We start from the raw sequence: 15,597 nt of genomic DNA, 5'->3' as shown, positions 1-15,597 counted from the left end.
ATTAGTTTTGAGTTGTTGATAGGTCTTGATCTTTCACTTTAATATCGGTGCCCAGTCGTTGTAAATACGCTATGATTGCGACAATTTCACGGTTACGCATTTCAACAAATGCGTCTCCAGCTGCTTTTTTATCGGCTTCATAAGTTTCTACAAAATCAGGATCGGTGTACAGGTTTTGTTCAATTTGAAGACCTTGCGCTTCCATTGATTTTTGTGCATTGGCGATGTCTTCTTCGGTATAAGGAACACCAAGCGATACCATGGTTTGCATTTTGGCTTCGGTTTGCGATTTATCAAGTTTGGTTTTTATGAGCCATTGATAGGCTGGCATAATAGAACCTGATGAGGTGCTTTGCGGATCATACATATGGTTTAGATGCCAGTTGTCTGAATATTTTCCACCAACACGATGTAAATCAGGTCCAGTACGTTTGCTTCCCCAGAGAAACGGACGATCATAAACAAACTCACCTGCTTTAGAATATTCGCCATAGCGTTCTACTTCATTTCTAAACGGTCGTACCATTTGCGAGTGGCAGCCTACACAGCCTTCTCTAATATAAATGTCTCTACCTTCAAGTTCTAAAGGCGTATAAGGTTTTACACTTGTAATTGTTGGGATATTAGATTTTACCAAGAGTGTTGGAATAATCTGTACAATACCACCAATAAGAATAGCAATCGTTGCAAAAATGGTTAATTTAACAGGTTTACGTTCTAACCAAGTATGCCATCCTTCACCAGCAACACGTCTTTTAGAAACCCGTTTAAGTGCTGCAGCTTCAGCTAGTTCATCAGAAACTTTGCTGCCATTTTTAATTGTCAGGATTACATTAACGACCATAATGAGCATTCCAATAATAAACAAGGAACCACCAATAGCACGCATGTAGTATAAAGGCATGATTGCAGTAACGGTTTCCAGGAAGTTTCCGTAGACTAAAGTACCGTCTGGATTAAATTGTTTCCACATAGCCCATTGTTGAAAACCAGCAACATACATTGGTAATGCATAGAAGATAACTCCCAGAGTACCAACCCAGAAATGAAGATTGGCTAAACCTGTAGAATGTAATTTGGTTTTAAATAACTTTGGAACGAGGTAATAAATCATTCCAAAGGTTAAGAACCCATTCCAGGCTAATGCACCTACATGCACATGGGCAATAATCCAATCGGTAAAATGCGCCATTGCATTCATGCTTTTTAGAGATAGCATCGGACCTTCAAAGGTTGCCATACCATAACCGGTAATAGCAACGACCATAAATTTTAAAACAGGATCAGTACGTACTTTGTCCCATGCGCCACGCAGTGTAAGGAGTCCGTTGATCATTCCTCCCCAAGATGGCATTAAAAGCATAACTGAAAAAGCAACACCAAGATTTTGTGCCCATCCAGGAAGTGCTGTGTATAATAAATGATGAGGTCCTGCCCAGATATAAATAAATATTAAAGACCAGAAGTGAACAATTGATAATCTGTAAGAATATATTGGTCTGTTAGCCGCTTTAGGTACAAAATAGTACATCAAGCCTAAAAAAGGCGTGGTTAAAAAGAATGCAACCGCATTATGACCATACCACCATTGTACTAAAGCATCTTGAACACCAGCATAAACCGAGTAACTTTTCATGCCATTAACAGGTAAGGCTAAGCTATTGAAAATGTGTAGCACGGCAACGGTAACAAATGTTGCAAGGTAAAACCAGATTGCAACATATAAATGACGTTGTCTTCTTTTTAGGATCGTTCCAATTAAGTTCCAACCAAAAACCACCCAGATTACAGCAATAGCAATATCAAAAGGCCATTCTAATTCGGCATATTCTTTCGACGTTGTATAGCCTAAAGGAAGTGTTATCGCAGCACCAACGATAATGAGTTGCCAGCCCCAAAAATTGATTTTACTTAAAGTATCATTAAACATTCTGGCTTTAAGCAACCGTTGTGATGAGTAATATACACCAGCAAAAATGGCATTTCCAACAAAAGCAAAAATAACAGCATTTGTATGTAAAGGTCTTAAACGACCAAAACTTAACCAGGAAATGCCGTCTGTAAGATTTGGGAAAATAAACATAAAGGCTAGTAATAAACCTACTAACATTCCTACAACTCCCCAAAACATGGTCGCATAGAGGAAATTTTTAACGATTTTATTATCGTAGTGAAACTGTTGAACTTCCATAATAATTTAATTAGTCTTTTTTTGTTTTAACAGATGGTTTTTGTTGCTCTTTAACAAGTTCGTCTTCAAAAAGCATTCTAACAGAAGGTGTATAGCCGTCATCAAATTGTCCTTTTTTTACTGCTGTTATAAACGCCACAAAAAATACAATAGCGACACTAATGCTGATACTTAACAAAACATATATAACACTCATACCTATTAGAAGTTATGGTTCAAAATTACGTTTGAATAGATTCTTAAAACATGATATAAGTCATGTTTAGAAACTATTTTTTATACATTCAATTTTCGACCAATAATATTGGTGGCAATGGTTGTAAACACAACAATACTAATGGAGCTCAAAGGCATTAGAATAGCAGCAACCACAGGTGCTAATTGCCCAGTAACTGCAAAATAGAGTCCGATACTATTGTAAATAAATGACAGTAAAAAACTCCATTTAATAATTTTTATAGCGCTTTTTGAAGCCTTTATAAATGCGTATAGCTGATTAAATTTTGAGGCGTCTAGAATGGCATCGCAAGCGGGTGAAAACACGTTGACATTTTCAGAAAGCGCAATACCTACATTACTTTGCGCTAAAGCACCAGCATCATTAAGTCCGTCGCCAATCATAAGCACCTTGGCGCCTTCGGTTTGATGGTATTTGATGTATTCTAATTTATCGTTTGGTTTCTGATTAAAAATCAATTTAGTTTTTGATGGTAATAGCTTTTTGAGATTCTCTAGTTCACCTTCATTATCTCCAGAAAGAATAACCAGATCATACTCTTTTTTGAGCCTGTTAAATAGTTTAGAAAGCCCTTTCCTATACTTGTTGTAAAAGGTGAATTTTCCTTTATATTGATTATTGGTGCTCACGTGAACAGTCGTATTTAATACAGGCGTTTCTGTAGCGCCTACAAAACTTGCCGAACCAATTTTAATATGATTGCTATCATGTGTTGCTTCAATACCTTTGCCAAGATGTTCTTCAAAATGATTGAGAGTAATAATGTTATGGGCATCTAGAATCTCGTAAAGGGTTCTGCTCAAAGGATGATTTGAACCACGTAGCGTGTTTTTTAGCAGACTTTCTTCGGAAGGATTTAAAGCAATACCTTCATAAGTTGCATTACTTTTTTTGTTGGAGGTTATGGTTCCGGTTTTATCAAAAATTATAGTGTTTATACTGGCCAATTGTTCAATGACTGAAGCGTTTTTGACATAAAACTTTAACTTTCCGAAGATGCGCAGCAAATTCCCGAAGGTAAAAGGCGCCGATAATGCGATGGCACAAGGACAAGCAATGATCAAAACAGCAGTAAATACATTCATGGCTTTAGCAGCATCAGTAAATAACCAATACAAAGTGGCAATGACAGCGATGCTTAAAATAGCAATGGTAAAACGTTTACTGATTTTGTTCGTTAATGTTGTAAAACCATCTTCTTTGTTTTTACTGAAGACATCATTGCTCCACAATTGCGTGAGGTAGCTTTGCTCCACAGATTTTAGAGCTTCCATTTCAATCACGCCAGAAGTTTGCTTTCCGCCAGCAAAGAGCTTTTCTCCAGAAGTTTTTCTAATGGTTTCAGATTCGCCAGTTACAAAGCTGTAATCAATTCTCGCTTTTCCTTTAATTAAAATGCCATCTACAGGAATCAGTTCTTCATTTCTAATAAGCAATCGATCACCTTTTTTTATATCATAGACTTGCGTAGCGGTTTCTTCATTATCAGAGTTAATTGTAGTAACTGCAATAGGAAAATAGGATTTGTAATCGCGTTCAAAGGATAAAAATGAATAGGTTTTTTGCTGAAAAAACTTACCGAGTAATAAAAAGAAGACCAGACCAGTAAGACTATCAAAAAAGCCTGAACCTAAATCAAAACTAATTTCAACAGTACTTCTAATAAATAATACAGCGATGCCTAAAGCAATAGGAACATCAATATTGAGAAGTTTAGCACGTAAGCCTTTATAAGCTGAAATAAAATAATCCCGACCAGCATAAAACACAACGGGAACTGAGAAGGCAAACATAAGCCAGCGAAATAAATACTTGTATTGTTCTAACCAGAATTCTCCAACTTCAAAATACTCAGGAAAGGAGAGAAACATCACATTTCCGAAGGCAAAACCAGCAATGCCTAATTTGTAAATCAGACTCCTGTTCACATTTTGCTGACCAGTTTTATAATCGTCTAATGAAATATAAGGTTCATAACCAATAGTACTTAAAAGCAATACAACCTCTTTAAGCGATAGTTGTTCAGAATTATAAGTGATTCTCACCGTCTTTTTTCCAAAGTTTACTTGAGAGGAGGTTATGTCCGGATTTAATTTGTTGAGGTTTTCTAAAATCCAGATACATGAACTACAGTGAATATGCGGAATATATAAAGTGACGATTTGTATGCTTCCGTCATTAAACTCGGTAAGTTTTTCAATTATATTTGCCTGAGTTAAGAAATCGTATGTCCCCTGAATCTCTTTAGGAGCTGCACCTGGCGAAGCTTGCAAATCGTAGTAACAGCTTAAATCATGTTCTGAAAAAATTTCATAAACCGTCTTGCAACCTTTGCAACAAAAGTGTTTGTCATTAGATGTGATTATGGTAGAATCACAAGGATCACCACAGTGGAAACACGTTAGTTTTTCCATAATTTTTGCTCATTTATACCTTTTACAAAGGTTGAAAATGAAGGTCTTTTAAAATATGATTTTTGTCATGTTTTGATTATTTTTACCTAAGACTTAAAATTCAGGTATGAGCAAATGCGAACAATGTATAATTAGACAATTTAATTCTTTAAAAGCGTTAACAAAAGAGGAGTTGGTTCGTATTTCTGGTTGTAAGACTTCCCGAATTATTAAAAAAGGCGAAGTCATTTTTGAAGAAGGCGACACCATCAATGGTGTGTTTTGTGTTAAAGATGGAGTTTGTAAATTATCAAAGTTAAGTTCTAACGGAAGAGATCAAATAGTAAAACTCGTTGTTAAAGGTGATTTGTTAGGACAACGGTCTTTAGTAGGAGAGGAATCGGCCAATTTGAGTGCTGTAGCACTTAACGATATGGAAGTTTGCTTTATTCCGAAGCATGAAATTATGAACGACCTTCAAAAAAACACAAAGTTTACCTTAGACATGTTGCAACAAATGGCTCACGATTTAAAAGAGTCGGATAATGTGATTGTAGACATGGCCCAAAAATCGGTTAAAAACAGATTAGCTGATGTTTTTGTGTATATCAGTGAACATTTTGGTGTTGATGACCAAGGCTTTTTAGCGATTAACTTATCTCGAGAAGATTATGCTAATATTGTTGGAACTGCAACCGAATCGGCCATTCGTATTATCTCTCAGTTTAAAAAAGAAGGCTTAATTTCTACACAAGGAAAGCAGATTAAAATTGAGAATCTTCAAAAACTAAAACGCGTCGAATAGTTTTATAAAAACTTTATTAAAATTGAATAGTAATAGTTGTATTTTTATAGAGCTATGACAAAGAACAATAATTTTAGAAAAGGCTTTTCTTTTACCGCTTACAAAGCACCTGATTTATCTCCTTTTGAGACACTTTTTGAAATTTTTAAGGAGTTAATCACTCATACTTCAGGGGATTTTGATGAAGCAATTTCCTGGCTTCGTGAACTGGATAAAGAGTACAAGCTCACTACAGCAGAATACACCATAGAAGATTTTATCGAAGACCTTAAAAAGAAAGGGTATATCAAAGAAACTATTGATCCCGATGGTAATGGAGAAATGGCCATTACTGCCAAAACCGAACGCGCTATCAGGCAACAGGCTTTAGAGCATATCTTCGGAAAGATTAAGCGTAGCGGACAAGGAAACCACAAGAGTAAGAGTCCGGGAATAGGAGACGAGCATACAGGAGATTTTAGAGCGTATCAGTTTGGAGACGCCTTAGATAAAGTGTCGATGACCGAAAGTTTAAGAAATGCACAAATTAATCATGGCATTGGAAACTTTAGCCTAACAGAAGATGATCTGGTCGTTGAAGAAACCTTGCACAAATCTCAGATGAGTACCGTTTTAATGATCGATATAAGTCATAGTATGATTTTGTATGGCGAAGATCGCATCACACCAGCCAAACGTGTAGCCATGGCTCTAGCCGAACTCATCACAACGCGGTATCCCAAAGATACTTTAGATATTATTGTCTTCGGAAATGATTCCTGGCAAATTGAAATTAAGGATTTACCTTATTTAAAAGTTGGTCCGTATCACACGAATACGGTCGCTGGTTTACAATTGGCGATGGATTTACTCCGAAGAAAACGCAATACCAATAAACAAGTTTTTATGATTACCGATGGTAAACCCAGTTGCTTGCGTCTGCCTGATGGTCAATATTATAAAGACAGTAACGGACTCAATCCTTACATCACTAACAAGTGCTACGCTATGGCGCAGCAAGCCAGAAAACTGCATATTCCGATTACTACGTTTATGATTGCGCAAGATCGTTATTTGATGCAGTTTGTTCAGGAATTTACCAGAGCTAATCAAGGAAAGGCGTTTTACACAGGGCTAAAAGGTTTGGGAGAAATGATTTTTGAAGATTATGAAACCAACAGAAAAAAACGAATAAAAGGATAACATCAAAATTCATTCTCCTCTTAGATTTAAGAAGAGAGCTATTAAAAATATAAACTAGATAGGTATTAAAACATGAACATAGAAACAATAAAAACCTTTGGAGAACTCAAAGACTCAGGATATCAGCCAAAATCTATAAAAGATGAGCTGCGTGATAATTTAATAGCGAAAATAAAAAATAATGAAACCGCTTTTGAGGGTGTTCATGGTTATGAAAATACAGTTATTCCAGAATTAGAACGTGCGATTTTGTCGCGACACAATATTAATTTGTTAGGACTTCGCGGACAAGCAAAAACACGCTTGGCACGTTTGATGCTGAATTTGTTGGATGATTATATTCCGTATGTCGCAGGTTCCGAAATTAATGACGACCCGTTTCAACCTATATCACGCTTTGCTACCGAATTACTTGCGGAAAAAGGAGATGGTACACCAATAGCATGGTTACACAGAAGCGAGCGTTTTGCCGAAAAATTAGCAACTCCCGATGTAACTGTTGCTGATTTAATTGGTGATGTTGATCCCATTAAAGCCGCTAATTTAAAACTGAGTTATGCCGATGACCGTGTGATTCATTATGGGATGATTCCGAGAGCTAATCGTTGCATTTTTGTTATTAATGAACTTCCCGATTTACAGGCAAGAATTCAAGTGGCTTTATTTAATATTTTACAAGAAGGTGATATTCAAATTCGTGGGTTCAAGTTACGTTTGCCTTTAGATGTGCAATTTGTATTTACGGCAAACCCTGAAGATTATACCAACAGAGGTAGCATCGTTACACCTCTAAAAGATAGGATTGGTAGTCAGATTTTAACCCATTATCCTATCGATATTGAAACCGCCAAATTAATTACTGCACAAGAAGCAAAATTAGTTGAGAGCCAGAACGCAATGGTTATGGTTCCTGATTTAGCCAGAGATCTATTAGAACAAATTGTTTTTGAAGCTCGTGAAAGCGAATATATTGATGCAAAAAGTGGTGTCAGCGCCCGCTTAAGTATTACGGCTTTGGAGAATTTACTAAGTACAGCCGAGCGTCGAGCTTTAATATCTGGAGATGCTAAAACGACAGTGCGATTGAGTGATTTTGTTGGGATTATTCCTTCCATTACAGGAAAAGTCGAGCTGGTTTACGAAGGCGAACAAGAAGGTGCTGCTATGGTAGCTTATAACTTGATTGGTGAAGCCGTAAAGAGTTTGTTTCCAGAATTTTTTCCGAAGATAGAAAAGCTGAAAAAAGACGATGAAGAAACGCCTTATGATGCGATTGTGTCCTGGTTTTTTAATCAGCAAGACGGATTTGAACTTCTGGACGATTCAAGAGATAAAGCCTATAAGGCGTTGTTAGATGCAGTGTCACCATTAGATGATTTGCTAGGCGAATATCAGCCCAATTTAAAACCTGAAGAAAGCTATTTTGTAAAAGAATTTGTGCTCTGGGCTTTAGTAGAATTTAAACAATTAAGTAAATACCGTTTCACGGAAGGGCTTCAGTTTAAAGATCCTTATGGCAGTTATATCAGTGGTTTATAGTTAAAAATCAAGGGGTTGATTTAAGACGTTTTGGCTTTGTTTTTTCTTATTTGTTTGGGTTTTATCCACAACCAAAATCCGCTAAATGCAAGAAACATCAAGCCTAATGAAATAAGCGTAGAATAAAATAACTTTATTGGGTTGCCTTCAGCATTGAATACATAATCAACAATAGAACCATCATGTATCATTTCAATAAGATCGGCAGTTCTTGTTTTTTCTGAAATAACAGTACCTGTATAACAATCGATTTGCAGTTCGGTGAAATGGTCTTCAAATCTAACTTTTGCAATCCCTTTTTTTGGTCTGTAATCTATTCTGTTGATATCGGTGGATAGTTTTAAACTGTCTATATAAGCTATGGCATTCTGTTCAATGTTAGCTAAGGAGATTAAAGGTCTTTCATTCGATTCTATTTGAGCTGCTGAAGGTTTAAACCCTAATTGGTCTTTCCAGGTTAAGAGCAGACCAGTAACACTCATTACGACAATAAATAGTAATAAAGGAATAGCAACCAAGCGATGTGATTTGCGATACCAACGTGTAGATTTTGCTAAGGATTTATTTTTCATCGTACGATACAAACTACGAATCTAAAACATTTGCTACTAATAATCTCTTAAGGAGACGTTAATACAAAAATCAAGATTACCAAGTCGACCTGCTTTTAATATTGGCATTACAGAGTTTAATAATTTCTGAAATTCTCTTTTCACGTGTCGTTTCTCGTTTCGCTTGATTCAACCAATAGAGATAACTTTTTCTATAGGAAGGCGCAAAGTTGTTAAAATTTTCAAAGGCCTCAGGATGTTGGTCAAAAGCAATTTGTAAGGCCTCAGGAATAATCCCTTTTTCAACAGCATCAAGAGCGGTCCAACTGCCGTTTTGTTTAGCAATCTGAATCGATTTGAGTCCGCTTTCATGCATTAAGTTATTCTTTTTAAGATCAATTAAATGCTTTTTATTTAAAGCGCTCCAGACGCTTTTAGGCTTTCTCGGACAAAAATATTGTTTGCGTTTACCTTCCCCTAAGCTTTTAACAGTAGAATCGATCCATCCATAACATAATGCTACTTTAACAGCTTCTTCCCAACGCATCGATGTTTCCTTATTTTCAACTTTATAAAAAATTAAATAAATACCTGTTGAACTGTCATGGTTTTTGTGAAGCCATGCTCTCCATTCCGTATCCGTTTTAAAGTAATGTTCCATATAGATTTGAATGATTAATGATTACAATGTTAATGATATTTTTGTGCTAACAGTTGCTTTTTTACTTTTATGAATAGTGTGTTTAAACGATAATATTATCTTTTTTGTGTATTTCGTCGAATATATTATGCGTTTAATCGATAATTTAAGTATGTTTGTTTACTGTAAGTATAATTTTACAAAGATATTGACATTGTACCCTAAATCATACAATGAAATATTTGGCCCCAAGCCTATGAAACAAAAATACCTATTTTAAGCAGCAATTGCTGTAACGTTATGTCGAACACTTTCAAATCTGTGTCATCACAGAAATTCCTGAAATTTGATATAGACGTATACCTTAAACTGGTATCCTACTTTCATAATATTTTTTCAATATCGAAATTAATCCAAAATACTTTTCATAATAGAAAGTATCCTCCCTCATTGTAGCTAAAATTAGTATGTGTTAGTCTAGGTGCAATATTTGAAATACATAATTAAAATAAACAAGTAAGGGAGAGATTACTTAACAATTGATGCGACACATCAATAAAAAACTATTATTATGAAAACGATTAACAATTTTGGAAGACCAGAGGTTACAAAATTAATTGTACTAATCTTCTTTTTAGTGTTTAATACGATTGCTGTATTTGCACAAGATACGTCTCAACCCGCTCCATCAACCGCTGTAGTTGTAGTACCCGTTTCACCAGGAAGTGTGGGCAATCAATTACAACTTTGGATGAAAGCCGATGCTTCTACAAGTACAACTACAAATAATCAACGTGTTAATAGTTGGGGTGATAATTCTGGAAATTCATTTAATGTTGTGAAAGGCTCCTCAAATGGTCCTACATATCTTACGAATGCCATTAATTTTAATCCTGCTTTAAGGTTTACTAGAAGTGGTGGAGAATATATGAAGATAGCAACTGCATCTATTGCAGGTTCAGGTTTAGATATTACACCGTCTCCAGATCCTGGTATTACAAATCCGTCAAGCATGTCTATTTTTGCGGCTTTTTTAACCGATCAAAGTGGTGCAGGAACCATATTATCTCGTGCTACAAATAGTAGTAGAAGTTATCAATTATGGCTCGGCGATCGTGACCGTGTGGTTCATTACACTTTAGCGAGAACAGCAGGAACTGGTCAAGGTGATCCTAATAGTGGTATTAACTACGGAATAACACATGCGAGAAACGATCCAAAAATTTCGTCTTTGGTGGTCGATATCAATGGCGCTTCATTAGCAAATGACCCAAATGAAGCGACCGGAAAAATTAAAAAATACGTTAATGGCTATCTCGATCCCTTAACAACGTATACAGATGGTGATGCTGGTTTTGGAACCGGTGAAACCACTAATATGGATGTTTTGATTGGAGGTAGAAGAAATTCTAACAATACAGATGTTGGTAACTTACTTCAAGGTAGAGTTGCAGAAATTATAGTTTATGACAGAGCTTTAACAGCAATGGAACGACAAAAAGTAGAAACCTACATGGCTATTAAATATGGGATTACCCTTGGTTATAATGATGAATACTACCGATGGGAAAACTCGCCAAATCATACCACAACATTTGGATATTCAGGAACCAGTAACGACTATGTGTTATCAAATAATACCTATGCTTGGACGGGGTCTGATAATGCTGGCTTTGGTTATAATGTCTTCGGAATAGCAAGGGATGATGATTCAGGATTATTACAATTAAAATCAAAGAGTGTTCACGTTGCACAAATTACAAAGGAAACTTCGGTATTGACTATGGAAGACGAGTCTGGTTCCATATCAAATGACAGAGATTATTTATTAGTAGGAAACAATGGTGTTCAAATAAGTCTTCAATCTGCCAATGTGCCTGAAAGGGTTGCATCAACAATTGGTAGAATATGGAAAGCCAGAGAAAGTTCTAATGATGTTGGAACCATACGCTTGGATTTTGATTTGAGTCAGTGGTCTATTTCCGGAAGTTCTGATTTAGAGTTGATTATTTCAAAAAACAGCAATCTAACCAATTATAAAAATATTGTAGGATCTTATAATTCAAGTACTAAAACTATGACGTTTACAGGCTTGAATCTCGAAGATGGCGATTATTTCACTTTGGCTAATCTGGAAGAATTAAATAGTTCCTATCATTTTAATTTTGATGGAAGCTCTACTTATGTTGACCTCGAAAATAATTTTGATTTAAATCCGTCTGGTTTTACAATTTCAGCTTGGATCAAAAGAGACGCAAATGCTTTGGGTCGGTCAATTATAGGAAAACGTAATAATGGAAACAGCCAGGGATTTGACTTTAAATTAAACAATGCAGGTCGATTATTAATGACCTGGAGAAATGCTTTAGGTCTTTATGAATCTATTCAATCTAGTACTATCATACCAGAAAATGAATGGCATCAAGTTGCTGCTATTTATGATGGTTCAAGACTTACGCTTTATATTGATGGTGTTGCTGCTAAATCTGAATTAAAATCACCACCAGCATCTTCTAACAACCCATTGCTTATTGGAGCTTCAGGAGATACACCGGGAAGATATTTTTCTGGAGATATTGACGAAGTAAGGCTATTTAATACCAAATTATCGGAAGACCAGCTACGTTTTATCATGAATCAAGAGATTGAAAATTCATCAAACAAGGTTTCAGGAGCTTATTTTAATTTGAAAGGAATTACACCAACAAAAAATGATATTGTATCCATACCATGGAGTGGCTTACAGTTGTACTTACCATTTTCACATGTAAGAGGTAATTGTTTATTCAATAAATCATCACAGACTTCTATAAATGGTAGAATGTATAATACGCCTAATAGCCGAATTGACATACAAACCGCACCTTTGCCTTATGTATCTACACAAAATGGTAATTGGGATACAAAATCGAGTTGGAAAAATGGAAGTATTCAACCCATTCCAGGAGCAAAGTCTATTGTAAATTCAACACAATCTGTCGATTGGAATATTGTTGAAACCAGTCATAATTTAACAATGGATAATAGTTCTTTAGATTCTGAAAACAGATCGTTACTAGCCTTATTGGTGAATTCTAACAAGATTACTGTGACTGGAGATAATTCTACAAAAACAGGATATGGCTTAACGATTACGCATTATTTACAGTTGAATGGCGATATTGATTTGCAAGGAGAGTCACAATTAATTCAACTGGAAGATAGTGATTTAGCAGTCACAAGTTCTGGTACATTAGAAAAAGACCAACAAGGTACAAGAGATTTATACACCTATAACTACTGGTCGTCACCAGTTGGTAATGCAAGTGTCACTGTAAACAACACGAGTTATAGTTTAAGCTCTATGTTTAAAGATGGTACCAATCCATCTTCACCACAAAATATTAATTTTATTACCAATAATTATAATGGGACTTCAGGTTCACCTATTGGTATTGCTGATTACTGGATTTGGAAATTCGCTAATCAACCCGATGGAGATTATTCAGCATGGCAACATGTAAGAAGTAATGGATCAATTAATGCTGGAGAAGGGTTTACAATGAAAGGTGTTGCAAATACCTCTGGTAATGTGTCATTAGAGCAAAACTATACCATTAAAGGAAAACCAAATAATGGAAGTATCACACTACCAATTAATGCAGGAAACGATTATTTAGTAGGAAATCCTTATGCTTCTGCCATAGATGCACATGCATTTATACAAGATAACGCTCCTACTATCGATGCGCCAGGAAATACTACCGGAACCCTTTATTTCTGGGAACATTGGGGAGGCGGTTCTCATGTGTTAGCCGAATATCAAGGAGGTTATGCGACCTATAATTTAGCAGGAGCTGTTCCAGCGGTAGCTTATGGTACTGCTGATCCTGATGTGGATCAAAGTAGTTTGATAGGAACAAAATTACCTGGACGATACATTCCTGTCGGACAAGGATTTTTTGTTGTGGGTGAAAATACGGGAACTATAAAGTTTAATAACAGTCAGCGAGTATTCAAGACCGAAGCTTCAGGAAATTCAACCTTTATGCGAAATAGTAGTTCTTCACAAGCCATTGGAGATGCCGAGGAAGAAGAAGTAGATACCCGAATGAAAATTGGTTTAAAATTTAATTCAGTAAATACCTATACCCGAAAAATCTTAGTGACAGCAGACGACAATGCGACGATGGGATATGATTGGGGTTATGACGCATCTTTATATGATAACCAAGCAGATGATATGTACTGGTTAATTGCGGAAGGGAAATATGTTATTCAAGGCGTGAATGCATTTAATATTGATACCAAACTTCCTTTAGGTGTTAATATGGATTCAGCAGGAGAGAATAAAATTTCACTAGATAAAACAGAAAACATTCCTAATGCTATGGAAATCTATTTGCATGATATGGAATTAGACATCTTTCACAATCTTAAAGAAGGCGAGTATGCATTTAATGCCGTATCTGGTGTTTACTTAAATCGTTTTGAAATCGTATTTAGTCAAAACTCCACTTTAAGTGTGGAGTCAACTCAAGCCGACGAAGATGCGTTACAGATCTTTTTTGATAGTACTAATGAAGCTGTTGTGATTTCGAATCCTAAACACTTAGGTATAGATCGTATAGAAATGTTTACCATTTTAGGACAATCTGTATTTATGACCGATGAATCAATAACCAACAGTGAATACAAAATTGAGACTAAAACATTAAGTGCTGGTGCTTATATCGTAAAAGTAGAAACCGAATCAGGTGGTTTCTCAAATAAAATTATAGTTAATTAGTTAGTTTTTTAATTTTATGTCAACTTAAAGGCTGCCTTAACGGGTAGCCTTTTCGTTTTTAATGCCTTTCCACTTATTAATAAATCAAAGGTGTATAATGTTAGTGTCTTTTAAATCAGTGTCTTAGGTGGTGGCTTGGGTGCTTTTATCGGTATTTTCTGCATTTTTAATCCCCATAACGAGTATTTAATTCACCTTATCGACTATATGCCTGTTTCGAGGCACTTCACTTTAAATTTGGAATGTGATTCAAATGTATGCTTATACATCTTTTATATCACTATTAATCCAAATACTTTTCATAATAGCAAAGTATTCTCCCTCAACGTATTATTTGATTAGCCCCATGTAATACAACATTTATTTTTTAACAAGAGAATTAACTAAGCCATGGTGTTCGCACCATAAAAAAACCTATTATTATGAAAAAAATTACATTTTTAAAATTGCCTACATTTAAAATGGTTTCCATTTTATTAATCTGTTTAAACTTTAGTTCGTATAATGTTTTTGCAGTAAACCCGCAAAGTGATTCTGATTCTGGAGACACGACAATGAAAATTAGATTAAAGTTTGATTCAGCTAATTCATTTACTAGAAAAATAGTGGTGATTGCTGATGACAATGCAACTGCTGGTTATGATTCTGATTTTGATGAATCTTTAGAAACTATTCAAGAAGATGATATGTTTTGGATGATTGATCAAGGTAAATTTTTAAACCAAGGTATTGCTGAATTTAATGAAGGAACGATTATGCCAATTGGGATTCACACCAATTCAAACGGATTGCATTTTATCGCAATTGATAAGTTAGATAACATTCCTAGTACTATGAATATTTTTGTTCATGATAAAGATTTAGGAGTTTTTCATAACATCAAAGAAGGAGCTTACCAAGTTAACCTAACTGCTGGTCAATATACAGATCGTTTTGAAATTACTTTCAAGCAACACGATACTTTAGGAACTACGGAATTTAATACTCAAGAAAAATCTATTGATATTTTGTTTGATGTCGCTTCAGACCAAATTAAAGTTTTAAATCATTCAAATTCTAAAATTGAAGCGATTAATGTTTATTCAATACTTGGTCAAACCGTGTATAAAAACAACAATGCTAGTTCAAACAATGAAATACGAATTGAAGCAAATAGAATGACGACTGGTACCTATATCGTAATTATCAAGTCTGAAACAGGAATTACTTCAAAAAAGATTTTAGTTAATTAGTTAGTTACATAAATTCATGTTAACCAAAAAGGCTGTTTTCGAACAGTCTTTTTTTGTT

At 35.3% G+C, this 15,597-nt stretch carries 10 protein-coding genes; 5 read left to right on the top strand and 5 right to left on the bottom strand.

From position 1 onward, the window contains the following. Position 1: 1 nt before the first annotated feature. The 3 genes from ccoN to N4270_RS11520 all read right to left on the bottom strand — a co-directional run bounded on the left by ccoN (position 2) and on the right by N4270_RS11520 (position 4,843). A complete protein-coding gene (ccoN, locus tag N4270_RS11530; RefSeq protein WP_260097316.1) occupies positions 2–2,191 on the bottom strand; it encodes a cytochrome-c oxidase, cbb3-type subunit I in 2,190 nt (729 codons plus the stop codon). A 10-nt stretch (positions 2,192–2,201) separates the two neighbouring features. Then, positions 2,202–2,387, bottom strand: a complete 186-nt coding sequence (gene ccoS, locus N4270_RS11525; protein ID WP_260097314.1) for a cbb3-type cytochrome oxidase assembly protein CcoS — start codon at positions 2,385–2,387, stop codon at positions 2,202–2,204. Between the two features lie 80 nt (positions 2,388–2,467). Further along, positions 2,468–4,843 carry a heavy metal translocating P-type ATPase metal-binding domain-containing protein gene (locus N4270_RS11520; RefSeq protein WP_260097313.1) on the bottom strand — a complete coding sequence of 792 codons (2,376 nt, stop codon included), beginning with the start codon at positions 4,841–4,843 and terminating at the stop codon, positions 2,468–2,470. 106 nt (positions 4,844–4,949) lie between these two features. On the opposite strand from N4270_RS11520, the gene N4270_RS11515 reads away from it, so the two are divergent. The 3 genes from N4270_RS11515 to N4270_RS11505 all read left to right on the top strand — a co-directional run bounded on the left by N4270_RS11515 (position 4,950) and on the right by N4270_RS11505 (position 8,348). Further along, entirely contained in the window at positions 4,950–5,627 is a 678-nt protein-coding gene (locus N4270_RS11515; RefSeq protein WP_248411806.1) for a Crp/Fnr family transcriptional regulator, read from the top strand. 54 nt (positions 5,628–5,681) lie between these two features. Further along, the gene (locus N4270_RS11510; RefSeq protein ID WP_260097309.1) at positions 5,682–6,809 is read left to right on the top strand and encodes a VWA domain-containing protein; all 1,128 of its coding nucleotides are present in this window, start codon (positions 5,682–5,684) and stop codon (positions 6,807–6,809) included. Positions 6,810–6,881: 72 nt separating this feature from the next. Beyond that, positions 6,882–8,348 carry a sigma 54-interacting transcriptional regulator gene (locus N4270_RS11505; protein WP_260097307.1) on the top strand — a complete coding sequence of 489 codons (1,467 nt, stop codon included), beginning with the start codon at positions 6,882–6,884 and terminating at the stop codon, positions 8,346–8,348. A 20-nt stretch (positions 8,349–8,368) separates the two neighbouring features. Here N4270_RS11505 and N4270_RS11500 read toward each other — a convergent pair whose 3' ends face one another. Together N4270_RS11500 and N4270_RS11495 are read right to left on the bottom strand one after the other, a co-directional pair. After that, complete coding sequence (locus N4270_RS11500; RefSeq protein ID WP_260097305.1) at positions 8,369–8,920, bottom strand: PepSY-associated TM helix domain-containing protein; 552 nt, start codon at positions 8,918–8,920, stop codon at positions 8,369–8,371. Positions 8,921–8,996: 76 nt separating this feature from the next. After that, positions 8,997–9,560, bottom strand: a complete 564-nt coding sequence (locus N4270_RS11495) for a YdeI family protein (RefSeq protein WP_260097303.1) — start codon at positions 9,558–9,560, stop codon at positions 8,997–8,999. Positions 9,561–10,110: 550 nt separating this feature from the next. Between N4270_RS11495 and N4270_RS11490 the strand changes: the two genes are divergently transcribed. Together N4270_RS11490 and N4270_RS11485 are read left to right on the top strand one after the other, a co-directional pair. Continuing rightward, on the top strand, positions 10,111–14,307 hold the full coding sequence (locus N4270_RS11490) for a LamG-like jellyroll fold domain-containing protein (RefSeq protein ID WP_260097301.1): 4,197 nt from the start codon (positions 10,111–10,113) through the stop codon (positions 14,305–14,307). Positions 14,308–14,729: 422 nt separating this feature from the next. Then, positions 14,730–15,539: a T9SS type A sorting domain-containing protein gene (locus N4270_RS11485; protein WP_260097300.1), complete on the top strand. Its 810-nt coding sequence runs from the start codon at positions 14,730–14,732 to the stop codon at positions 15,537–15,539. Positions 15,540–15,597: the final 58 nt, after the last annotated feature.

Source organism: Psychroserpens sp. SPM9 (assembly GCF_025153525.1).
Taxonomy (GTDB): Bacteria; Bacteroidota; Bacteroidia; order Flavobacteriales; family Flavobacteriaceae; genus Psychroserpens.
The sequence above is the reverse complement of the archived record's forward strand: the minus strand, read 5'-3'. Positions and strand labels throughout refer to the sequence as shown.